Raw genomic sequence first — 23,257 nt, forward strand, 5'->3', positions numbered from 1 at the left:
CGGACGGTGACGCGCTAGATGGCGGCCCGTTTGATCGAGGGGCAAGCTGCGCCCGCCGCCGGCCGGAAACTGCTGGGCCAGGGCAGCGTTTACGCCGTCGCGACAGTGGCGCCCATCCTGGTGACGCTCGGACTCACCCCGGTCCTGACCCGGTTGCTGGGACCCTTCGAATACGGCCTGGTGGGCGTCTCCATCACGCTTTACCAGCTCGGGGCAGTCCTGCTGGGCCTCGGATTCGCCACGTCCATCACGCGCCACGCAATCGTGGAGAAGTCGGGCCTATCGGGCGCGCGGGGCATTGCGGCCGCGAGTGCCCTGCTCGCGGTGTTGCTGGCCGGGGTACTTCTGGCCGCGGCACCGCTGTGGGCGCCGCTGATGATGCCCGCCGGCCATCACGGCCTGGTGGTCTGGCCGTTGATCTCCGCGGTGGGGCTATCGGTGCTGACCGGGAGCCAGTCCATGTTCCGCGCTTCCGAGAATGTCCGTGCCTTCACCTTCTTCGCGGCGCTCTCCGCCGTCGTCCCCATCGGCCTCGGCTTGATCATGGCCTCGCTGACTGGGGCGACCGCGGCCAATTACCTGCCCTTCGTCGCCGCCGGGCACTTGGCCGTCGGCGCCCTCTCCATGCTTTGGGCCTGCCGCGGCTCGCGCCCAAGAATCACCGTACAAGAGACGCTCGCAGCGCTCCGCGTCGGGCTGCCGACGGTCCCGCACCAAGTTGCGAGCTCGCTCCTGCTGGTGGTCCTGGTGGCGGTCACCGTGGCATCCTCCGGAGTGGCGATCGCCGGTGGCCTGCAACTGGCCATCACGCTTGGCTCGACACCGATGGTGCTGCTGGGCGCGATCAATAACGCCTGGGCGCCGATGGTCTACCGAAGCCCGGAAGCGCAACGAACCGCCCTCCTGGGCAGCACCTTCCGCACGGTGTCCCTCTTGGTGCTCCTGCTCCTGGCCGGATTCGCAGTCGTGGGTCCGCCGGTCATCCATCTGGTGGGCGGTCCGGTGGCCGACCAGCCGGGTGTCGTGCAGAGCGCCATGGTGGTCGCAGCAGCCACGGCGGCCATGAGCGCCTACCTGGTCAACACCCACCTCGTGTTCCTCAGCGGCCGGACCGGGCTGCTGGCGCTGACCACGCCGCTGGCAGCTGCCGCGGCCGTAACCCTGGCCGCGGTCATCGCAGGACAAGCGTCCAGCCCCTTGTGGGCGGTCGCCGCCGCGGTCCCGGCATTCCAGCTGTTCCAGTGGCTCTGGAGCCTCTGGCTCCGCCGCCGCACCGGGCTGCCGATGGCCCCCACGCTTGGCGGCATCATTACCTCGGCGCTGGGGCTGCCTGCCCTCGCGGCGGGCGCCTTTACCGGTGACTTCCGGGTGGCCTTGGTCGTCGCCGTCGCGGCGCTTGCCCTCGGCGTATTCCAGAACAGGCGGCACATCACCGCCCAAGTGAGGACCACCAGTGCGGCCTAATCAACCTGGCGCCATCTGCCTGGCAGTGTATCGGCCGGATCCCGGCCTGCTGCGGGTGCAGCTCGAGTCAATCGCCGCCCAGACGCTGGCGGACTGGACCTGCGTGATCGGCATCGACGGGCGCGATCCAGACGCGGTCCGGCAGATCGGCGACGTCGTCGGCTCCGACGCCCGCTTCGTCATCCGCGAATTCCCCAACCGCCTCGGCTTCTACCGGAACTTCGAACGGACCATGGCGGAGGTGCACCCCGACGCCGTGTGGGTGGCCCTGGCCGACCAGGACGACTACTGGTACCCGAACAAGCTCGAAATCATGGTGCCAGCGCTGGAATCGCATGCCTTGGTGGCCGGCCAGGCGCGAATCGTTGATTTGCGCGGCGGGGACGACGCCGCGCCGGACACCTTCACCGACCGGACCATGCACGGGCTTGGCCCGCTGCTCCTCGACAACTGCATCACCGGCAGCCTGTCTGTCATGCGCGGCTCGCTCCTTAAGGTGGCACTGCCTTTCCCGGCGCCGACCGACGCCGCGTACCACGACCACTGGCTCGCGCTTTGCGCCGACGTCGACGGCGGACTCAAGATTCTGCCCGACGTCGTCCAGGACTACCAGCAGCACGGGGCAAACGTTATCGGCGAAGAGTTGGGGCGCTCCGCCGCCAGCCGCCTTGCCAAACTGCGGGGCGCCTCGGCCGGAGGGCTTGGCGGCCAACTGGACCACCTCAGTGAACACCGCTTCGGCTGGAGGGCCCGGATGTGCCGGACGCTCCTCGAGCGGGCACCTATTCCTGAGGAAAAACTGCGGATCGTGAAGGCGTTCGCCGCACGTTCCGCCAACCTGCAGCTTGCTAACATCATCATTCGTGCCGTCGTTGCACACCACTCACCTCCCGCACGCTCATTGGCCATTCTGGCCGGCAGCATCTGGGCGGGGCGTACTAGGAGGACCCTCACATGACCGCATCCAACTGGACCATCATCACGGTCAGCTACAACAGTACGGCTGACCTTCAACAGTGGTGGGCGGCCGAGACGCCCAAGCCCTACCGCTGGATCGTGGTGGATAACGGATCAACAGACGATTCCGTCGCGGTGGCCCGTGGCCTTGGCGCCGAAGTCATCACGCAGGCAGAAAACCTCGGCTTCGCCACCGCCAACAACGCCGCCCTCGCGCTGGTCGAGACTCCCTATGTCGCCTTCGTCAACCCGGACGTGTCGGTGAACGCGGGGGATCTGCCCCGGCTGGCCGAGATGAGCCGGACGCACGGCGCCGTCGTCGCACCCCAGCTGGTCAACCCCGACGGGACCCTGCAGCCCAATGGCAGGGGCCTGCCGTTCCTGATGGACAAATTCGCCCACCGCGGGATCTCGCTTCCCGGTGCAGACGCCGAGGCGTACCTGCCGTCAACGTCCCCAGCGCCCACCTACGTTGCCTGGGCCATGGGCGCAGCCGTCTGCGGCTCCACGGAATACTTCAAAACCACCGGCGGCTGGGATCAGCGGTTCTTCCTCTACTACGAGGACCACGCCATGGGCCTCGACGCGTGGCAGAACAATGCGCCGGTGATCGTGGATCCCACCTGCCGGTGGGTCCACGGCTGGCGCCGCGAGACGCACGGCGTGAGGCTCATGCCCTGGGTGCGGGAAGTCGCGTCCGCCGTGAGGTTCTACCGGAGGCACCCCCTGTTGCTGCTGCCCGTGCGGCGGCCGGCGCAACGCCGTTACGCGGCGATTATTGAGCGTTCCGGCCAGCCGGTTGGGGCCGGCAAGTGAGCGCCCCGGTTTTGGCTAACCGCTGGGCCGAAGCTTTCCAGCCGTCCGCGTCCCGCGCGTTGCCCCCGGCCGGCCGGACGGTCCGGGTCTTTTCCGCGGCAGTACTTTTCGTCCTGGCGGCCTGGGCCGCGGGAGCAGTGGCGTTCGGCTCCACCCGCGACGGGTGGCTGATCTGCCAGGCCGTCATCACACTGGTTATCACCTCGGTGATGCTGTACCGCTGCGTGGTGAGCCAGACCTTCAACATTGCTTGGACCGTGTTCTGGACCTGGGCATTCATCTTCATGGCCTTGGCGCCGGCCTTCCAGCTGGCCGCCTCGCGTTACCCGTGGAAGGGAACGTTCGCGGCCGGGACCGTCGCGATGGCGCAACAGGTGGTCCTCGCCGGCCTCGCCGCGGCCGCCCTCGGGTATTTCGTTGCACGCCGCCTTCCGTGGCAGCTTGATCCGGCGTTGCGCGGCGGCCCGGCTCGACGGTGGCGGCCGGGGGTTGCCAGCGTTGTCACTGCCCTGCTCTGGGCACAGCTCGCCACGGGCGTCCTCTTCACAGCATTGATGGGCACCGGACTGGTCACGGGCCGCGCGGCGTTCCGCGAGACCCTGCTTCGCATCGCCGACCTTCCCGGCGGGGGTACTCTCTATTTCCTCGCCGAGGCCGGGGCGATCGCCATCCCGGCCGCGGGAGTAGCGCTGTTCCGCAGCGGAACCAAACTCTCCGGCAAGCTCCTGGTGGCGGCCGTCGTCGCCGGAGCAATCGTGACCAACCCGCTGATCGGCTCACGGTTCCTGACGGGAACCTTCATGCTCGCCCTCGTCGCGGCGTACCTGATCAACAGCAAATGGCTCCGGTGGCTGCCGGCATCTACGGTACTGGTGTTTGTCACCGTCTTCCCGACCCTGGACCTCATGCGCGGCGACGGTACCGGTTCCAGCTCTGTCGGCGCATCGTTGCCCAGCGCCACGCTCCTCAACTTCGATTTCGATGCGTTCGAGATGCTGCTGCGCGAGGTCTCGGTGCAGTCCATCCCGGCCGGCATGCCCAGCCGGCTGGACCTGTTCATCGCACCCTTCCTGCGCTGGATCCCCGCGCTGTCCAACCTCGTCCAAGGCCACGCCAGCGGACCCGTCGTGGCCAAACTGACGGGCATGGGCTACACGAACGTCTCCATGCCGCTCTGGGGTGAAGCCCACCTGGTAGGCGGATTCCTCGGCGTCGTCGGCGCCTTCCTCCTGCTGGGGGCACTGCTCGCATGGGGAGGTCCGCGGTTCCCCGGAACCACGGCGGGGCTCTCGGGCCGTGCAATCGCCGCATCCGTTGCGGGCCTGCTCTTCATGGTCCTGCGGGGCTCCCTCTACGAGGTACTGGGCTTCCTGCTGCTGGCCGTCGGCGTCGGCGCGCTCATCGCCGCCGCGTCCCGCAACGGGACCGGCGCGCGGGGCGCCGTCGAGGTGACCGGCGAGGAGACGGCCGCGGCGGACCCCGGCAAGGATCCGCACCGCCCCCTCACGGTGGCGTTCTACCTCCCGCAGTACCACGCGATTCCCGAAAACGATGAGTGGTGGGGGACAGGCTTCACCGAGTGGACGAACGTCCGGAAGGCCACGGCCCTCTTCGACGGACATGACCATCCGCGTCGGCCCGCCGACCTCGGCTACTACGACCTGACTGTGGCCGGTGTCGCCGACCGGCAGGCCGAGCTCGCCCGGGCCAACGACGTCGACGCCTTCTGCTTCTACTACTACTGGTTCGCTGGCAAGCGGCTGCTGGAACGCCCCATTGACGACTACGTGGAACGCGGGCCCGATTTCCCGTTCTGCATCTCCTGGGCCAACGAAAACTGGACGCGGCGCTGGGACGGCCAGGACCAGTCCGTACTGATCGGCCAGGACTACGCGGAGGGCACGGCAGAACAGGTCTTCCTGGACTTCCTGCCCTACCTCCGGGACTCCCGCTACCTGCGCAACGACGGGCGCGCGGTCATTGTGGTGCACCGGGTGGACCACCTGCCTGACGCCCCGCAGTTCGCGCGGACATGGCGTGAACTGGCCGACCAGCACGGCGTGGGCCCGCTGGAACTCATCGCGGCCGAGACCAAGCCCGGCATCCGCCCGGCCCCGTTCGGCTTCGACGCCGTCAGCGAGTTCCCCCCGGTCGGCTCCAACACCCTGGCCGCCGCCAAGCTGGCTCCGCCGGCCGGGCTAAGCCCGGACTTCCGCGGCCGCATCATGTCCTACCCGCGGATGGTGGACCGCTTCATGCGCCGCCCGGAGCCCGGCTTTGTGCGCTACCGCGCCGTTGCCCCCGGGTGGGACAACACCGCGCGGCGCTCCAACAACTCCACGATCTACCTGGATTCCTCGCCCGAAGGCTACCGCCGCTGGCTGCAGTTTGCCCGCGCCAGCGAGGCGCGGCGGCCGAACGGCATGGTCTTCGTCAACGCCTGGAACGAATGGGCGGAGGGCTCGTACCTGGAGCCGGACGAGACGCACGGCATGGACTACCTGAGGGCCACGCGTTGGGGCGCGGAACCCGTGCCGCGGCGGCCCCGAGCCGCAATCGGCAAACCGGGCTTCCCCTGGCTCCAGTCGCTGGCGAAGTCAGCAGCCGGCAGCGTGCTGGCGGCCTGGCGGATGGTGCGGAACAGCCTCGCCTCGCTCCGCCGTGGCTAGCACGGAGCTGGCGGCGGAGATAGCCGCCTCCCTCGCAATCGGGACGGAAACGTCGTTGGACCGCCAGGGGCTCCGGGCAGCCGCGGGCTTCGGCGCCCTGCTCGGCGGCGCAGCACGGCGTCGCGGCGCCGGCCGCCGTCCCGTCGACGGCACCGTCCTGACCGTGTTCGCCAGCACCGTCGCGCACGGCGCCACCCTGGCCACGGCCGTGGGGGCGGCGCTGACGGGCCTCACTGCGGAACTCGTCACCGATGCCAGGCACGCCTCCAAAGACTTGGAGGTGGGGTTCTCCTTCCCCGGGCTGGCGCCGGCTTCAATGCTGCAGGTCAGCGGCTGGCAGCGCCTGGGCCACGCAGTCCGGCTCCGACGGGCGCTTCCCGCCGGGGCCCTAAGGACCCTTCCGGTGGCCCGCCTGTACGGAGAATACCTCTTCCTTGCCCAGGCCGTGCGGTACCAGGCTGCGGAAGACGCACTGGCCGGGGCAGCGCTGGTATTGACGGACTTCGACCGGCACAACTACTGCCGCCCGCTGGTCTGGGCGGCCAAGAAGCTGGGCATTCCAACGATGACCCTGGTGCACGGAACGCCGAACCAGCTGAATTACGTCCCGGTCCTTGCCGACCGGGTGGGCGTCTGGGGAGCGGCGCAGGACCAGTGGTTTGGCCGGCACAGCCCCGGGACCGCGCGGGTGGTGATCGGGCGTCCGGAGGCCGAAGAGTTCCAACCGCCGGCCGGCCCGCTGCGGCGTGTCATCCTCTGCCACTCGATGGAGGAGCTCTCCGAAACCGAGGCCCTCTCGTTGCGGCGGCTGGTCTCGGATCTGCGCGATCGGGGTGTGGCCAGTGAACTCAGGCTGCACCCCAGAGCCCGGAACCAGACGGACCTCGGCAGCTGGGAACCCATTGCGGAGCTAGCGGACCGGACCGAACTGGCCGAGGGTGACTTCTTTGCAAAGCTCCAGCCGGGCGACGGCGTGGTGGCCGTGACGAGTTCGGCAGTGGTCCAGGCCTGCGTGGCCGGGTATCCGGTAGCAATTGTCGCCGACCCCGAACGGGAGCTGCCCGCAGACGTGGACCTTCTCGCCCGGCAGCCGAGCGGCCTGTTGGGCTTGCCCGGAGGCGGCCGGGACGACGCTGCGGACAGTGAGCCAGGGGAGGGGCTGCGGAGCTCGCTGGTGGCCCTCACCGGCCAGGCCTCGCGCGCTGCCCTGAGGGACGCCGTCGTGCGTTTCCTTGCGGAGGCTGGCTCCTCCCGGACCCCGGTGGAAGGACGGCGAGGGTAAGCCCAGGCGGGTACCTGTCTTTGCTCCGAAGCATTCTCATTTCCCGGACCCGCTTGTAAGGTTCGGTTATGAATTTGGGGAAATCCGTAACAAAGGCTGTCATACCCGCTGCGGGCTTGGGCACCCGCTTCCTGCCGGCAACGAAGGCGATGCCAAAGGAAATGTTGCCTGTCGTGGACCAGCCCGCCATCCAATACGTGGTGGAAGAGGCGGTCCGGGCCGGACTCACGGACCTGTTGATGATCACCGGGCGGCAGAAACGCGCCCTGGAGGACCACTTTGACCGGGCGCCCGCCCTTGAGCGGAGGCTGGAGCTCAAAGGCGACCTGGAACGGCTGGAGGCGGTGCAGCACGCCTCCAGCATCGCCCCCATCCACTACCTCCGCCAGGGGGACCCCCAAGGGTTGGGGCACGCGGTGCTGTGCGCCAGGCAGCACGTCGGCGACGAGCCCTTCGCGGTGCTCCTCGGAGACGACCTGATCGACGAACGCGACGAACTGCTGGGCGCCATGATCGACGTACAGGCCAAGACCGGCGGCTCGGTGGTGGCGCTGATCGAGGTGGACCCCTCCCAAATCAGTTCCTACGGCTGCGCCGCCGTCACGCCGGTGGCCGGCGAGGAGTACTTCAAGGTGAACGGTCTGGTGGAGAAACCCGCGCCCGGGGACGCGCCGTCGAACCTGGCCGTGATCGGCCGGTACGTGCTGCACCCGGCCGTCTTCGACGTCCTCGAAGAGACGGGCCCCGGCCGTGGCGGCGAGATCCAGCTCACCGACGCGCTGCAGACCCTCGCCGCCTCCGACGCCGAGGGTGGCGGCGTCCACGGCGTCATCTTCCAGGGCCGGCGCTATGACACCGGAGACAAACTCAGCTACCTCAAGGCCGTCATTTCGCTGGCCTCCGAGCGCGTGGAGTTCGGCGAAGAACTCAAAATCTGGCTCAAGGGCTTCATCAACTAACGCCCTTCCGGCAGCTAGCGCGTATCCAGGTCCTCGAACACCAGGAACGTCTGCGTATCCAGTACCCCGGGCATGGACTGCAGCTGGTCGAAGATCACGCGGCGCAGATCCACGTTGTCCACCGCGCGGACCAGCAGGATGACGTCGAAGTCCCCGCCTACCAGCGCGATGTGGTGCACCTCGGGAATCGCGCGAAGCAACTCCCTCAGTTCGCGCCAGGAATGCTGGCGGACCTTCAGGGTCACATACGCGGAGGATTTCAGCCCGGCCTTAATCGGATCTACCAGCGCCGTGAATTTGGTGAGCACACCCTCGCCGGTCAGCCGGGCAATCCGGGTGTATGCGTGGGCGCGCGAAATGTGGACGTTCTCGGCCACCTGGGTGACGGACATCCGCCCATCCCGAGTCAGCTCCGCAATGATGTCCCGGTCCACGTCGTCCAGCGGGACCACCTGATCCGCTTCTGTCCCTGCCATTTGTCCACAACCCCCGCCGGTAATCCAGCTCACACTTACATTCTGTCTTCCAGATTAGGGCAAATTCCGGGACTTCTCCACGATTTGGCCCAGCGGTGGATACGAAACAGCCCCCGGCGCCATACTGGGACGGAATAGTGGCTACAGAAGGACGGACCAATGACGATCTCCGCAGACCACCCTGCGCAGCAGCCTGTGGACGCGCGACAGCCGGCCCCCGGACCGGCGGCCTCCACCATGGCGGAAAACGCCGCCAGCGAGGCTGTGCGCAAGTTCGGCATCACGGTCGAGGACTACATGCTGCCCGCCCGGCACCCGATCCAGATCGTCGGACCCGACGGCGCGGTGAACGCCGACACCGAGCAGGGCGCCCAGCCCGGCCACGAATACAGCCTCCCCGGGGACGCTGAACTGATGGCCGCCTACGAGCAGCTCGTCGTCGGACGCCGCGTCAACGACCAAAACTCCGCCCTGGTCCGGCAGGGCCGGATGGCCGTTTACCCCTCCAGCCACGGCCAGGAGGCCTGCCAGGTTGCGGCGGCGCTCTGCCTCTCCGACGGCGACTGGATCTTCCCCACCTACCGCGACTCCGTGGCCGTGATGGCCCGTGGCGTGGACCCGGTCCAGACCATGACGCTGTTCCGCGGTGACTGGCACGGCGGCTATGACCCGGCCAAGCACAAGGTCGGCATTCAGTGCACGCCGCTCACCACCCAGCTGCTCCACGCCGTCGGTGTTGCCCACGCAGCCAAACTGCGCGGCGAGGACACCGTGGTGCTGGCCATGTGCGGCGACGGCGCGACCAGCGAGGGGGACTTCCACGAGGCGCTGAACTTCGCCGCCGTGTTCCACCTCCCGGTGGTCTTCTTCGTCCAGAACAACCAGTACGCCATTTCCGTGCCGCTGGCACACCAGTCGGTTGCGCCGTCGCTCGCGCACAAGGCCGTTGGTTACGGCATGGCCGGCGAACGCGTGGACGGCAACGACATTGTGGCGCTGCTCGCCGTGCTGGGCCGGGCCGTGAAGCTGGCCCGCGAGGGCTCCGGGCCGCTTCTGGTGGAAGCGCACACTTACCGGATGCAGGCGCACACCAACGCCGACGACGCCACCCGCTACCGGCAGGACAGCGAAGTGGCCGAATGGGTGGCCAAGGATCCGCTGAGCCGGATGAAGACCTACCTGACCGAGCGCGGGCTGCTCGACGACGACGGCGCCGCCCGGATCGCCGGCAAGGCCGAAGCCGTGGCCGCGCAGCTGCGCGAGGGCCTGGGCGAGGACGTCCCGGTGGATCCCCAGGATCTCTTCAAGTACGTTTTCTCCACCCCGACCCCGCAGCTGAAGGAACAGTCCGCCATGCTCGCCGATGAACTGGCCCGCGACGCCGCCTCCGCCACGACTTCCGAGGAGTCCGGACGATGAGCCCCACCATCACCACCTCCTCCGAGGCGAACGGCAACGTCAGCGCTGCCACGGCCCGGGCTGCCGCCAAGGCCGCGGTTGAGGCCGAAAAATCAGGTCCGCAGAACATCACCCTCGCCAAGGCGCTCAACACCGCCATGGCCGACGCCATGCACGCCGATGACTCCGTCCTGGTCTTCGGCGAAGACGTCGGGATGCTCGGTGGCGTTTTCCGCATCACCGACGGTCTCACCAAGACCTTCGGGACAAGCCGCTGCTTCGACACCCCGCTGGCCGAGTCCGGCATTGTGGGCATGGCCGTGGGCATGGCGATGAACGGCATGCGCCCGGTCATCGAGATGCAGTTCGACGCCTTCGCCTACCCGGCGTTCGAACAGATCGTCAGCCACGTGGCCAAGATGCACAACCGCACCAAAGGCACCGTGAAGTTGCCCATCGTCATCCGCGTCCCTTATGCCGGCGGGATCGGCGGAGTGGAACACCACTGCGACTCCTCCGAGGCCTACTACGCCCACACCGCGGGCCTCAAGGTCTTCACGCCGGCCACGGTCGCCGACGGCTACCGGATGCTCCGCGAAGCCATCGACTCGGATGATCCGGTGATGTTCATGGAGCCCAAGAAGCTGTACTGGTCCAAGGACCAGGTGGACCTGGACGCACTGCGCGCCGAGCATGCCGCGAACACCGAACGCGGGACCTCCTCCGAGGGCAGGGCCGCCGTCGCCCGCCCCGGCACCGACGCCACGCTGATCGCCTACGGCCCCTCCGTTCCGACGGCGCTCGCCGCCGCGGCCGCCGCCGCCGAGGAAGGGCGCTCACTCGAGGTGATCGACGTCCGCTCGATCGTGCCGTTCGACGACGAGACGGTCTGCGCCTCCGTCCGCAAGACCGGCCGCGCCGTTGTGATTGCCGAGGCCCACGGCTTCGCCTCAGTCGCCTCCGAGATCGTGGCCCGGGTCCAGGAACGCTGCTTCCACCACCTCGCCGCGCCGATTCGCCGCGTCACGGGCTTCGACGTGCCCTACCCCGCGCCGAAACTCGAGCACTACTACCTGCCCGGCGTGGACCGCATCCTCGACGCCGTTGACGACCTCCAGTGGGAAGACTGACCATGAGCGAACCCAAAGTATTCCTCCTGCCGGACCTCGGCGAGGGCCTGACCGAAGCCGAACTCATCAACTGGCTTGTGGCCGTGGGCGACGAGATCCGCGTGGATCAGCCGATCGCCGAGGTGGAGACGGCCAAGTCCATGGTCGAGGTTCCCTCCCCGTACGCCGGCACCGTTGCCGTGCTGCACGGCGAGCCCGGCCAGACGCTCGACGTCGGGAAGCCGCTGATTTCGGTGATGCCGGTTGGAGCTTCCGTTGCCGGGGGCGCCGCCACAGGCAATGCCGCCCCCGCCCCTTCGCCGGACGGCATTGCTGCAAGCAGCATGCCGTCCGGCTCCGACAGGCCCGATGCCACTCCCGGGGCGGCATTGCCTGCGTCGGCTGGTTCCGTCGCTGACTCGCCTTCCGTTGTGGCCGAATCGCCGGCTGCTGTTGCTGCCGAGGTTTACCGCGAGGAAGAGAAGGCTGGGTCTGGGAACGTGCTCATTGGGTACGGGACGCCGGGCGGGCATGGGGTTGCTCGGCGGACTCGGGCTCCCAAGCGTGCCGTTGCGTCGTCAGTGCAGGTATCGGATGCTGAGAAGGCTGCTGACGACCTTTTGCTCCTGCGGACCCGGGTTCCGGGGAAGCTGGGGGCTGTGATTTCTCCGCTGGTGCGGCGGATGGCGCGGGACCATGGGGTTGATTTGGGGGAACTCCAAGGCTCGGGCACCAGCGGGCTGATCATGCGCCGCGACGTCGAGGCCGCGATCAAGCCTGCTCCGGCGGTTGAGCGCCCTGCCGCGCAGCCTGATGAGGCGCCGGTGCCGGCGGGCGAGACTGGCGGTGCCACCGACGCGCGGACCGGGCTTGGCATCTCCGGGCGCACCCCGGTCCGGGGCGTGCGAAAGGCCGTGGCCGCGAACATGAGCCGCAGCCGCTCGGAGATTCCCGAGGCCACCGTCTGGGTGGACGTGGACGCCACGGCGCTGGTGGAGCTGCGTGCCGCGCTGAAGAAGACCGACCCGCACCACACCCCGGGGCTGCTGGCATTCATTGCCCGCTTCGTCACCGCCGGGCTCAAGAAGTTCCCGGAGCTGAACACCCGGATCGTGACCACCGAGGACGCCGCCGGCGGGGCCAGCCAGGAAATCGTGGCCTTCGACGGCGTCAACCTCGGCTTCGCGGCGCAGACGGACAGGGGCCTGATGGTCCCCTCCGTGCGGAACGCGGACAAACTGAGTGCCCGCGAACTGGACGCGGAGATCCGGCGGCTCACCGCCGTCGTCCGCGACGGCAAGGCGACGCCTGCGGAACTGGGCAGCGGAACCTTCACGCTGAACAACTACGGCGTCTTCGGCGTGGACGGCTCCGCGGCGATCATCAACCACCCCGAGGTGGGGATTCTCGGCGTCGGGCGCATCATCGACAAGCCGTGGGTGGTCAACGGCGAGCTCGCCGTGCGGAAGGTCACCGAGCTGACGCTTACCTTCGACCACCGCGTCTGCGACGGCGGAACCGCCGGCGGATTCCTGCGCTACGTTGCCGACGCGATCGAGAACCCGGGGTCCGTGCTGGCCGATCTGTAAGAGACGGCCGGGGCTACTGCACGACGGGCCGGATGTCCGGCGCCACCCGGGACAGCAGGGTGCGGGCGGCCATCTGGGCCATCTTGCGGGTCGCCGGCGACAGGAAAGTGCCCTCCCGCTGGATCAGGGCGATCGTGTCGAACAGTGGTTCCGCAAACGGGACGGCATGGACGTTTTTCGGAAATCCCGGGCCGCTGGCAATGGCCTGCGGAACGAAAGTGTCCGCGGCGCCGGCAGCCACCAGTCCCAGGGCCGTATCGACATGCTCCACCTCGATCGCCGGATCGATCTTCAGCCCCTTGAGGTGGGCACGCTCCAATATCTGCCGGCGGGTAGGGTCGCGCCAGCCGGCGAACGCGTCGTAGAGCACCAGCTTCGACGCCGCCAGTTCCTCGATGGTCATGGGGCCGCGTGAGGGGTCCCGGGTGGCCGAGACGAAGAAGACTTCGTCCCGGAACAGTGTCCTGACCTGGAGCCCTGCCGCGGCAACCGGCAGGACAATGAGCCCGGCCTCAACCTCGCCCGACGCGACGGACTCGGCCACCGACACGGAGTTCAACCCCACCAGGCGCACCTTCACCTTGGGATACCGGCGGTGGAAGCGCTGCACCAGATCGGCCAGGTCGTAGTGGGCTCCATAGCGCAGCACACCGAAGGTGCAGACGCCACCCTCCAGCGCCGACATTGACCTCAGCGCCTCCATGCCGTTGTCGAAGGACGTGACGGACTGCAGCGCGTGCACCTGCAGCTCAACAGCGGCAGTGGTGGGAATGAGTTGCCGGCCGCCCCGGGTGAAGAGGCTGTGGTTGAGTTCGTGTTCGAGCCTGCTGATGAGCTCGGAGACGGACGCCTGGCTTGTTTCCAGTTTTCGTGCCGCGGCAGTGAAAGACCCGAGTTCGTAGGCCGCAAGGAAGGCCCGGAGTTGCGCGAGTGTCATGGCTCACCCTAACTATCAGAAGGCAATCCGCGGGTTTGTGAACGATCTTCAGGCATGGGATGCACTGCCCGCTGGCGCGGAATCAGCTAGTCAAAGCATAGGGCAACCCTATGAAAGACACATGACGGGGTCCCGTTGTGCGATGGCCCGGGCGTAAGTACCTTGTAGCCATGCACATCACCGACAGTGACAAGGCTCACATTCCCGGAAACTTTGTCACCCTCAAGGCCCCCGGCATCGAGGACGTGCCGGCGCAACGGCTTCCCGAAGTTGTGGCGACCGTCTCCTCGATGCTGAGCGACATTGAGGCCAACGGCATGGACGCGGCCCTCAAATACGCCCGGGAGCTGGACGGGTGGCAGGGCGAGAGCCTGGAGATGGGCGAGAAGGTGCTGGCGAAGACCGGCGAGGCCCTCTCCGCGGAGCTGCGGGAGGCCCTGATGGCCAGTGCCGAGCGAACCAGGTTGTTCGCGGTGGAGCAACGAGAGCACCTCTCCGATTTTGAAATCGAGCTCATCCCAGGAGTCTTCACCGGACAAAAATACGTCCCGGTGGCGCGCGTGGGTGCCTACCTTCCGTCGGGCCGGTTTCCGATACTCGCCAGCGCCTTTATGACGGTGGGAGTGGCCAAAGCCGCCGGCGTCCAGAACGTCCTGGCCTGCACGCCGCCCACAGCCGAAGGCCGCGGAAACCCCGCGGTGCTGTACTCCGCCTATTTGGCCGGGGTGGACAGGGCGTTTGCCCTCGGCGGCGTCCAGGCCATGGCTGCCATGGCCTTCGGACTGCTGGGGGAGCAGCCGGCCGACATCCTGGTCGGCGCAGGAAACGCCTACGTGACCGAGGCCAAGCGGCAGCTGTTCGGACGCGTCGGGATCGATCTGCTGGCCGGTCCGTCCGAGGTCGCCGTCATCGCAGACGAATCTGCCGACGCCGAACTCGTCGCCGCGGACCTCCTTGGCCAGGCCGAACACGGCCCGCAGTCCCCGGCATCCCTCGTAACGACCTCCCGCTCGCTCGGAGAGGAGGTCATCCGGCAGATCAACAAGCAGCTGCGGACCCTGGCCACCCGGGAGATTGCTGGGCCGGCCTGGCGGGACTACGGCACCGTCTACGTGGCCGAGGACCGGGAAACGGCAGTGCGGATCATGGACCTGCTGGCACCGGAACACCTGGAAATACAGACCTCGGACGATGCCTACTACCACGAAAACCTGCAGAACTACGGCTCCATTTTCCTGGGCCAGTGGTCAACGGTGGCCTACTCCGACAAGGGCTCATCCGGCACGAACCATGTGCTCCCGACCGGAGGCGGCGCGCGATCATCCGCGGGGCTCTCCGTGTCCCGGTTCCTCAAACCCCTCACGTTCCAGCGCATCGAAAAGAGTGCAACCCCGCGACTGGCCAACTACGTCACCACGATCTCCGACACCGAAGGAATGGCAGCCCATAAGGCAACCGCCACACTGCGGCTGGACCGCTTCAACCGGTAGAAATCCATCTCTAGCAAAGGCACCTCATGATGAATAGAAAAATCCTCCGCAAGCGCTTTGCTGCATTGGTGCCCATGGGCGTCGCAGTGGCCCTGGCCATGACAGCCTGTGGCTCGTCCGGCGGCGGGTCAGGGTCCGGGGCCAGCGGCGGCGGCGAGAAAACCATCACGATCGCAACGTCCAACGACGCCCCGTTCTCCTTCACCGACCAGGCCTCCGGAGAGCTCAAAGGCATCGACGGCGAGATGATCAACGCCATCGCCCAGGCCAAAGGCTGGAAGATCAAGGTCTTCACCTCCGAGTACGCGACCCTGATCGCGGCGCTCAACGCCAAGAAAGCCGACGTCATCGTCGACGCCATGTACATCACGGACGAGCGGAAGAAGCAGATCAACTTCACCGACCCCTGGTACACCGAGGGTGAAGCAATGGTGGTTCCGGCGGATTCGACGCTGGCCTCGCGCGATGACGTGAAGGGCAAGATCCTTGGCGCCCAGACCGGCACAGTGTTCAAGGACCTCGTTGACAGCCTCGGCGGCAGCCAGGTCAAGCTCTTCGACTCGCAGGCGGCCCTGCTTGCTGCGGTGGAGAACAAGCAAGTTGACGCGGTCTTCACGGACAGTGCGGTGATCGGCTACAGCCTGGTGCAGAAACCGAACCCCAAGCTGAAGCTTGTCTCGCCGTACAAGCCGTTCTATCCCGGGATCATCGGCGCGGGCGTCCGCAAGGACGATTCGCAACTGCTCCAGGACCTGAACTCCGGGCTGGCGGACCTGAAGAAGACCCCCAAGTACCAGGAGATCCTCAAGAAGTACGGGCTGACCGAAGCCAACGCCGTCAAATAAGTTCCAGACTCATGCAGGGCCGGCGGGCGGCCGCATCATCATCGCGGCGCACGCCGGCCACTGCCCGACCCTAAGCTAGGGATTCCCAGTGGACTTCGTTACCAACACCATGGCCGTGTTCCCGGCGCTCCTGCAGGCGGTACCCGTCGTCGTACAACTGGCGCTGGGCGCCATGGCGCTGGCTCTCGTGCTGGGACTCCTGATCGCCTTGGCGCGCATCTCCACGATCAAGATCCTCCGCGGCATAGCCACCGTCTACCTTGAGGTGCTCCGCGGTACCCCGCTGCTGGTACAGCTGGTTTACATCTTCTTCGTGCTTCCCAGCATCGGCGTGAGCATCGACCCGGTACCGGCCGGCATCCTGGGCCTGGGCCTCAACTACGCGGCCTATCTGTCGGAGGTTTTCCGCTCGGCGATCCTTTCCGTGGAGCACGGCCAGACCGAAGCCGCGCTGTCCCTCGGGTACACGCCCAACAAGACCCTATGGAAAGTGGTCATACCGCAATCCTTCGTGGTTTCCATGGGGCCGATCGGCAACTACTTCATTGCCATGATCAAGGACACCGCCTTGACGTCGGTGATCGCCGTGACGGAGATCCTGAAGACCGCCAACATCCTCAACAGCCAGACATTCCAGACCACGGCCATCTACACGGCAGCGGCCATTCTCTATCTGATAATCAGCCTTCCACTCTCGCGCGTCGTGGTGGTGCTTGAACGAAAGGCACGGGCCAATGGCTGAAGAGACCATTATCGACGTCCGGGACGTATACAAGACCTTTGTCTCGACCTCAAAGCAGGCCTGGTGGAAACGGCTCACCGGCAAGGCCCATGTGCAGAAGCGGGTGGAAGTGCTCAAGGGCGTGGACCTTGTGGTCCACCGGGGCGAAACGATCGCCATCCTGGGCTCCAGCGGGTCCGGCAAGAGTACTCTGCTGCGCTGCATCAACAAGCTGGAGACCATCGACGCCGGCCGCATCTACGTCAACGGCCACCTGATCGGCTACGAGGAGCGCAACGGCGAACTGATCGCCGAGAAGGCGTCCGTCACGGCCCGGAAGCGGACCGACATCGGCTTCGTGTTCCAGCACTTCAACCTCTTCCTGAACAAGACCGCGCTGGGCAATGTCATGGCGCCGCTGCGTGACGTCAAGAAACTGCCTGCGGCGGAGGCCAGGGAGATTGCCGTCCCCAACCTCGAAATGGTGGGCCTGGGGGACAAGATGGACAACTACCCCAGCAAGCTTTCCGGCGGCCAGAAGCAGCGGGTGGCGATTGCCCGTGCCCTGGCCATGCAACCGAGTGTCATGCTCTTCGATGAGCCCACGTCCGCGTTGGATCCGGAGCTGGTGGGCGAGGTGCTGTCGGTGATCAAGAAAATCGCCCAGCAGGGGACCACCATGGTGATCGTCACCCATGAGATGCAGTTCGCGCGGGACATAGCCGACCGGATCGTCGTCATGGACCAGGGCATCATCGTGGAAGAGGGGCCGCCCAGCCGGATCTTCACGGCCCCGCAGCATCCGAAAACCCGGGCGCTGCTGAGCCGCTCGGGCATCCTGCCGGCGTAGGCGCCGGGCGTTGGGGAGCAGCGGCGGGAGGCGGCGCCGGTGCCGCTGCCGGGAATTCCGGGTACCCCGCGGGTAGAATCGAGGCCAGAACATCGCACCAACCATGCCGGCGCAGCGTCGGAATACGGAGATTTCATGTCACGATGGCTCGAGGTCGGTCAGGACAACTACGTACTGACCACGCAAGGATCCCTGCTCAACACCGGACTGGTTGTGGGCGCCGAACGCGCCATGGTGATCGACACCGGCGGCGGGCCGCGGCAGGGCCGCGAGATCCTGGATGCCGTCCGGGAAAAGACGCAGCTGCCGCTGGTGGTGGTCAACACGCATGCGCACTACGACCACTTCTTTGGCAACGCCGTGTTCGCCGAAGACGGCGTGACCGAGTTCTGGGGGCACGAAAACTGCGCGGCGGACATCGAGGAGAACGGGGACGCCCAGCGGCACTTCGTGGCGGCGGCGGAACCGGAAATGGCGGCCGGCGAGGGCCAGTCGGTGGAACTGGTGGTGCCCAACGCGATCGTCAAGGACCAGCCGGTGCTGGTGGATTTGGGCGGCCAGACGGCAACGCTGTTCTACCTGGGCCGCGGGCACACCGACGGCGACCTGCTGGTCGGCACCGGCACCACACTGTTCGCCGGTGATCTGGTGGAGCAGGGCGCCCACCCGTCGTTCGAGGATTCCTTCCCGGAGGAATGGGCCGATGCCCTGCGGCACCTGTCCGCGTTGCGGCACCGCTACGAGTTCCTGATCCCGGGCCACGGCGAACCGTGCAGTGACCAGTTCGTCAAAACCATGGCCAACACCATGAGCACGGCCGTGCGGCAGGCCACCCAGGCCACCCGGGAGACGCCGAACGACGCCACCAAGGCCGTGCCGATCCTGCCGTACGGTCCGGAACAGTCCCGGTGGTTCATCCGGCGCCTGCAGGAGACCCGCGCCCACCACTGATGCGGCCCGGAACGTGCCGCGAACGGGCCCCGAATTGCGCCGCCAATTGGGCCCCGAATGGGCCCCGAATCCGGCCCCGATTTGGGCAGGAGCTAAGGGTACTGGCGACTGCGCCTAGACTTGCTGTTTGAAAGTAGTCACAACAAGCGCCGCAGCGTGCTCCGCTGTGAGTCCTGGGGGAGAAACCAAAAGATGCCCGAATCGGTGGAAGACAACTCAGCTGCCACTGCTGAAAACTCAGGACAGCCTGAACTCCGCCGTCGCCGCGACCTGCGTCGCGCCGACGGTGAGGCCTCCGCTGTCCGGACAGGAACCATGCCGGTCGTCAACCCCCGCAGTATCCCCGCGGAGCCCTCAGGGGCCCCTTCCCGCACGGCTCCGCTGCGCAGCAGTTCCTGGGCGCAGGCCGCCGAAGCCGCAGATGAGCGTTTTGGAAACCCGCTTACCGGGGCCACCCCGGTGATCAGCCAGGTACCGGCCGCGCCGCGGCCGCCCGCCGCCCCGCCGACGTCGGCAGTGCCCGAGGAGCCGGCAGCGCCGGAGGAACCGGTAACCCCGGAGGAGCCGGCAGGGCCCGAAGCCCCCGAGGCCCCCGCGGCAGCCGGCTCCGTGCCGCCACAGCCCACCCGTGCCACCCGCTCGGCCAGCCGTGCGGCCGCACTGGCCAACGGGCCGGTTCCGGACTTCATCAGCTCCCCGGGCCTCTTTGTCCGGGAACAGAAGCCCCGCCCGGTCGGCGGGGTGCGCGGCGCCCTCTACAAACTGACGGGCGGCAGCCTGAATTTGGGCCCGAGCGCCCGGCAACGTGAAGAGGACGAACTGGCACGCCGGATTTCCCGCCAGCTCCAGGGCAGCTACAACACGGCGGTGCTGAGCCTCAAGGGCGGCATCGGCAAGACGTCCACCACGGTCGGCGTCGGGCTGACCTTGGCCGAATACCGCGGCGACCCGCCGTGCGCCATCGATGCCAACCCGGACTCGGGTGACCTCGTCGAGCGCGCCCTCGGTGAGGGGATCTACCAGCAGCAGGCCCCGCGGACCATCAGCGACCTGCTCCGCAACGTCGAATCCATCGATTCGCTCACCGCGCTGGCCCGCTACATGCACCACGCCGGCCGCCTGCACCTGATCGCCGGCGAACAGGACCCGGAGGTGTCCGATTCGCTCACCGCGGAGGAATACCTGCGGATCCGCAAGCTCATCTCCGGCTACTATTCCGTGGCCCTCACCGACTGCGGCACCGGCGTTACGCACAACGCGATGAGCGGGATCCTGCAGTCCACGGACAACTTGATCATCGCGGCAGGCTACGCCGTCAGCGGCGCCAAGCGCGCCCGCAGCACGCTGCACTGGCTCGCCAGCCACGGCTACGAGGACCTCGCACGGAACGCCGTCGTGGTCATCACGGACAAGGACGAAGTCTCCTCCCGCGTGGACAAGGATGCCATCGAGGACCACCTCTCCGGCATCTGCCGGCAGCTGATCGCCGTCCCGCATGACCGCGGCGTGGCCGACGGCGACCTCGTCACGCTCGACTCGCTCCGGCCCGAGACCCGCCGGGCGTACCGGGAGATTGCCGCCGCAATCGTCGACGGGTACGTTTAGCCGCTACATTTAGGCCATGAGCAAGTACGCCGGGAACGACGCCGCCATCCAGCTGCAGGACCTCATTGTGGGTACCGACAGCGTCGAAGACTTCCTTGACCGCCTCGCGGAATTTTCCGCCTCCACCCTGAGCCAGTCCGTTGGCGCAGACATCGAGTGCGGCGTGACGCTCCGGCGCCGGAAGAAAAACATGACCGTGGCCGGCAGCAGCAACAACGCCGTCATCCTTGACCGGATCGAGCAGAGCCTGGGGGAGGGGCCCTGCATCGAGGCGCTGCGGACCCGGGGGATCGTGCTCTTGGCCAATGTCGACACGGACCCGCGCTGGCCCGAATACCAGCTGCAGCTCGCCGCGCACGGTTGCCGCAGCACCCTCGGCGTACCCCTGGAAATCGGTGAGGACTCCTCGGCCGCGCTGAACTTCTTCGCCTCCTCGACCGGCGTCTTCACCGCGGCAATCGTCGCCGAGGCCTCGGGATTCGCGGACCTGGCCGGCCGCGCGCTGCGCCTGGCCGTACGGATCGGCACGGCCCAGACGCGGGCCGAGGACCTGCAGGCAGCCATGGAGCACCGCACTTCGATCGACCTGGCCTGCGGCGTCGTGATGGCGCAGAACCGCTGCTCGCAGGAGGAGGCCATGGCCATCCTCACGCGGGTTTCCAGCAACCGGAACCAGAAACTGCGCGACGTCGCAGCGGACGTGCTGAAAAACGTCACGGGCGACGAAATCCACACCCACTTCGACGGCTGAACCCCGGAGGGCGTGAACCTTCAGGAGCGGTGGCACCACCGGGCCTAGGATGAAGGTGATGACAACGACACGCCCTGCCGACTTCAGCCTCCGCAGCATCGCCGTCCCCGCCTTCGGACCGGCACTGCTGTTCAGCATCGGCGAAGGCGCGATACTTCCCGTGGTGGCACTGTCCGCCCGCGACCTCGGCGCCTCGGTGGCCGTCGCGGCCCTGATCGTCACCCTGATCGGGCTCGGCTCCTGGTTCTTCAACCTGCCGGCCTCCCTGATCACCCTGAAGTTCGGCGAGCGCTGGGCGATTGTCGGGGCGGCAGCCGCGAGCGCCGTCGCCCTCGCCGCCGCCGCCCTTTCCCCGCTGCTGCCGGACGGTATCTGGCTGCTGGCAGCGGCCATGGTGGTGGTCGGCATGGCCGCCAGCGTGTTCAGCCTGGCACGGCAGAAGTACCTGACTGAGGCTGTCCCCGTCATCCTGCGTGCCCGGGCACTCTCCACCCTGGGCGGCGTTAACCGGATCGGCATCTTCATTGGGCCCTTCATCGGCGCCGCCGTGATGCAGTTCGGCGGCATCACCGCGGCCTACTGGGCCGGAGTGGTGGCCATGGCCGCGGCGGCCGGCTTGTCCGTCACCATCCCGGACCTCGTCGTGGCGGCGGCCCCAACGGACGGCCCCCGGGCCCCGCAACCGACGCTGCGCAGCGTCGCGGCCTCGCACGCCGGGGTGTTCCTGAGCGTGGGCATCGGGGTGCTGTTGCTCAGCGCGCTGCGCGCGTCCCGCCAGGTAGTGATCCCGCTGTGGGCCGAACACCTGGGCATGGACGCCACCCAGGCCTCACTGATCTACGGCATCTCCGGTGCCATAGACATGCTCGTCTTCTACCCCGCCGGAAAGCTCATGGACCGCAAAGGCCGCCAATGGGTTGCCGTGCCGTCCACGCTGATCATGGGCACGGCCATGTTGCTGATCCCGCTCAGCACAGGGTTCGCGGGCCTGCTGCTCGCCGCGCTCCTGATCGGGTTCGGCAACGGCATCAGCTCCGGGTTGAACATGACCCTTGGAGCCGACTTCTCGCCGGACAACGGCCGCGGACAGTTCCTCGGCATTTGGCGGTTCATGGCCGACGCCGGCGCCACCGGCGGCCCGGTGCTGCTCTCCGGCGTCACTGCCGCGGCGTCGCTGGGTGCGGGGGTGGGCGCCACGGGCGTGCTCGGGTTTGCCGCTGCCGCCGTCTTCGCCATCACCATTCCGCGGCTCAAGCACCGGCGCAACTACTGAGGGGCTGGGGCCCGCCGTCCTGCGGCGTGGCCGAAAAGCCACACGCCGGCGACGGTGGCGAGGTAGCCGGTGATGACGATCAGCGAGGTGCCGGCCCAGAAGTAGTTGGTAGTGCTGCCTTCCTGGCCCGGCCCGGGGGCGATCTTCAGCAGCGAGTACGTGGCCACGGCGGCGGAAGCGAGCCCTGCCAGTACCGGGATGGCGACCCAGAACCGGGCTGAGGCCCAGTGGGCGTTGTAGCCGTCCCATACGTTCCACCTGGGTCCCCTGCGCATGATCAGCCAGCCCGCCGGCAGGGTGAACGCCCCGACCATCAGGAACGCGGCCACCACGTCCGCTGGCCGGTGCCACTGGTTGATGAGCGTGGAGACGCCGGTGGCGACGGCGAAGCTGCCGCCCAGGAACCCGGCCAGCGGCCGCCAACGCGGCGAGACCATCAGGAAGACCGCGGCGGCGGCCGAGGCCGCCAGGGTGGTGTGTCCGGAGGGGAGTGAATTGAAGTCCAGGGTTTCGATCCCGCGGAACGGCCGCACCGGGACGAGGTCCTTCAAGATCTGGGTGGCGACGTTGGCGCCCGCGGCCGCTGCGACGGAGATTCCCGCGGCCGCCCAGCGGCGCCGGGCGACGGTCACGAAGAGGACCACCACGGACCCGATCAGCACGCAGAGCGCAGGCAGCCAGTCCAGGAGCTTGTTGCTCGCCCGGCCGGCCGCGCCATGGATCTCCACTGCCTCGACCAAGGCGGACTCGTCGATGAACTGGCCGGTGGTGGTGCGGACGAAGAAGTAGTACGTGGCAGCGAGGGCGGCCACGCAGCCAAGGGTGCCGAGCAGGAAGAGCAGCCCTGTGGCGTGGCCCGGAACGCTGGGTTCAGGGGAGCGCGCCGGGCGCCCCGAAGCGCGGTCCAGGGCGCGCTCCGAGGCGCGGTCCGGCCAGGGGCCGTCCGCTGCCGTGGAGTCGTTGCTGCTGGTCGGTCGAAAATTCATCGTGTAACAGGTTCCCATAGAACGCTGCGAGCCAGAACGCTGCGAGCCGCCTGAGGGGGTGTGCGCGCGCCCTGCCGGACCGCCCTCCCGCGGTCCCCCGCGGCGCCGGGACGGGGAGGATTGACCCGG

Annotated in this window: 20 protein-coding genes; 17 read left to right on the forward strand and 3 right to left on the reverse strand. The window is 67.7% G+C overall.

Annotated features, from left to right (window positions below):
• Window positions 1-18: 18 nt before the first annotated feature.
• The 6 genes from AC1DK9_RS02325 (at window position 19) to galU (ending at window position 8,147) form a co-directional block, all read left to right on the forward strand.
• Window positions 19-1,464, forward strand: coding sequence for a lipopolysaccharide biosynthesis protein (locus AC1DK9_RS02325; protein ID WP_476914887.1), 1,446 nt, complete (start codon window positions 19-21; stop codon window positions 1,462-1,464).
• Entirely contained in the window at window positions 1,454-2,422 is a 969-nt protein-coding gene (locus tag AC1DK9_RS02330) for a glycosyltransferase (RefSeq protein WP_476914888.1), read from the forward strand. Before AC1DK9_RS02325 ends, AC1DK9_RS02330 begins: the two co-directional genes overlap by 11 nt.
• Window positions 2,419-3,237, forward strand: a complete 819-nt coding sequence (locus AC1DK9_RS02335) for a glycosyltransferase family 2 protein (RefSeq protein WP_476914889.1) — start codon at window positions 2,419-2,421, stop codon at window positions 3,235-3,237. Before AC1DK9_RS02330 ends, AC1DK9_RS02335 begins: the two co-directional genes overlap by 4 nt.
• Window positions 3,234-5,906: a glycosyltransferase WbsX family protein gene (locus AC1DK9_RS02340; RefSeq protein ID WP_476914890.1), complete on the forward strand. Its 2,673-nt coding sequence runs from the start codon at window positions 3,234-3,236 to the stop codon at window positions 5,904-5,906. The genes AC1DK9_RS02335 and AC1DK9_RS02340 overlap by 4 nt, the downstream gene beginning before the upstream one ends.
• A complete protein-coding gene (locus tag AC1DK9_RS02345; RefSeq protein ID WP_476914891.1) occupies window positions 5,899-7,188 on the forward strand; it encodes a hypothetical protein in 1,290 nt (429 codons plus the stop codon). Before AC1DK9_RS02340 ends, AC1DK9_RS02345 begins: the two co-directional genes overlap by 8 nt.
• Before the next feature lie 68 nt (window positions 7,189-7,256).
• Window positions 7,257-8,147, forward strand: coding sequence for a UTP--glucose-1-phosphate uridylyltransferase GalU (galU, locus tag AC1DK9_RS02350; protein WP_476862508.1), 891 nt, complete (start codon window positions 7,257-7,259; stop codon window positions 8,145-8,147).
• Between the two features lie 14 nt (window positions 8,148-8,161).
• Here the strand turns inward: galU and AC1DK9_RS02355 are convergent, their stop codons facing one another.
• Window positions 8,162-8,623 carry an Lrp/AsnC family transcriptional regulator gene (locus AC1DK9_RS02355; RefSeq protein ID WP_476914892.1) on the reverse strand — a complete coding sequence of 154 codons (462 nt, stop codon included), beginning with the start codon at window positions 8,621-8,623 and terminating at the stop codon, window positions 8,162-8,164.
• 159 nt (window positions 8,624-8,782) lie between these two features.
• Between AC1DK9_RS02355 and pdhA the strand changes: the two genes are divergently transcribed.
• From pdhA to AC1DK9_RS02370, 3 genes are read left to right on the forward strand one after another with little or no spacing between them, the layout of a single operon-like run.
• The gene (pdhA, locus tag AC1DK9_RS02360; RefSeq protein WP_476914893.1) at window positions 8,783-10,042 is read left to right on the forward strand and encodes a pyruvate dehydrogenase (acetyl-transferring) E1 component subunit alpha; all 1,260 of its coding nucleotides are present in this window, start codon (window positions 8,783-8,785) and stop codon (window positions 10,040-10,042) included.
• On the forward strand, window positions 10,039-11,151 hold the full coding sequence (locus AC1DK9_RS02365; protein ID WP_476914894.1) for an alpha-ketoacid dehydrogenase subunit beta: 1,113 nt from the start codon (window positions 10,039-10,041) through the stop codon (window positions 11,149-11,151). Before pdhA ends, AC1DK9_RS02365 begins: the two co-directional genes overlap by 4 nt.
• Before the next feature lie 2 nt (window positions 11,152-11,153).
• Window positions 11,154-12,719, forward strand: coding sequence for a dihydrolipoamide acetyltransferase family protein (locus AC1DK9_RS02370; RefSeq protein ID WP_476914895.1), 1,566 nt, complete (start codon window positions 11,154-11,156; stop codon window positions 12,717-12,719).
• Window positions 12,720-12,732: 13 nt separating this feature from the next.
• Here the strand turns inward: AC1DK9_RS02370 and AC1DK9_RS02375 are convergent, their stop codons facing one another.
• Window positions 12,733-13,656: a LysR family transcriptional regulator gene (locus tag AC1DK9_RS02375; RefSeq protein WP_476862503.1), complete on the reverse strand. Its 924-nt coding sequence runs from the start codon at window positions 13,654-13,656 to the stop codon at window positions 12,733-12,735.
• Between the two features lie 170 nt (window positions 13,657-13,826).
• Here AC1DK9_RS02375 and hisD point away from each other — a divergent pair, with 170 nt between their 5' ends.
• The 8 genes from hisD to AC1DK9_RS02415 all read left to right on the forward strand — a co-directional run bounded on the left by hisD (window position 13,827) and on the right by AC1DK9_RS02415 (window position 22,142).
• A complete protein-coding gene (gene hisD, locus AC1DK9_RS02380; RefSeq protein ID WP_476914896.1) occupies window positions 13,827-15,146 on the forward strand; it encodes a histidinol dehydrogenase in 1,320 nt (439 codons plus the stop codon).
• 29 nt (window positions 15,147-15,175) lie between these two features.
• On the forward strand, window positions 15,176-15,991 hold the full coding sequence (locus AC1DK9_RS02385; RefSeq protein ID WP_476862501.1) for an ABC transporter substrate-binding protein: 816 nt from the start codon (window positions 15,176-15,178) through the stop codon (window positions 15,989-15,991).
• An 88-nt stretch (window positions 15,992-16,079) separates the two neighbouring features.
• Entirely contained in the window at window positions 16,080-16,733 is a 654-nt protein-coding gene (locus AC1DK9_RS02390; protein ID WP_476862500.1) for an amino acid ABC transporter permease, read from the forward strand.
• On the forward strand, window positions 16,726-17,562 hold the full coding sequence (locus AC1DK9_RS02395) for an amino acid ABC transporter ATP-binding protein (RefSeq protein WP_476862499.1): 837 nt from the start codon (window positions 16,726-16,728) through the stop codon (window positions 17,560-17,562). Before AC1DK9_RS02390 ends, AC1DK9_RS02395 begins: the two co-directional genes overlap by 8 nt.
• A 135-nt stretch (window positions 17,563-17,697) precedes the next feature.
• Window positions 17,698-18,513 carry an MBL fold metallo-hydrolase gene (locus AC1DK9_RS02400; protein WP_476914897.1) on the forward strand — a complete coding sequence of 272 codons (816 nt, stop codon included), beginning with the start codon at window positions 17,698-17,700 and terminating at the stop codon, window positions 18,511-18,513.
• A 192-nt stretch (window positions 18,514-18,705) separates the two neighbouring features.
• On the forward strand, window positions 18,706-20,118 hold the full coding sequence (locus AC1DK9_RS02405) for a MinD/ParA family ATP-binding protein (RefSeq protein WP_476914898.1): 1,413 nt from the start codon (window positions 18,706-18,708) through the stop codon (window positions 20,116-20,118).
• A gap of 16 nt (window positions 20,119-20,134) precedes the next feature.
• On the forward strand, window positions 20,135-20,869 hold the full coding sequence (locus tag AC1DK9_RS02410; RefSeq protein WP_476862496.1) for a GAF and ANTAR domain-containing protein: 735 nt from the start codon (window positions 20,135-20,137) through the stop codon (window positions 20,867-20,869).
• Between the two features lie 58 nt (window positions 20,870-20,927).
• Window positions 20,928-22,142, forward strand: coding sequence for an MFS transporter (locus AC1DK9_RS02415; protein WP_476862495.1), 1,215 nt, complete (start codon window positions 20,928-20,930; stop codon window positions 22,140-22,142).
• Here the strand turns inward: AC1DK9_RS02415 and AC1DK9_RS02420 are convergent.
• On the reverse strand, window positions 22,136-23,128 hold the full coding sequence (locus AC1DK9_RS02420; RefSeq protein WP_476914899.1) for a phosphatase PAP2 family protein: 993 nt from the start codon (window positions 23,126-23,128) through the stop codon (window positions 22,136-22,138). The genes AC1DK9_RS02415 and AC1DK9_RS02420 overlap by 7 nt on opposite strands.
• Window positions 23,129-23,257: the final 129 nt, after the last annotated feature.

Source organism: Arthrobacter sp. 01T414 (assembly GCF_056398965.1).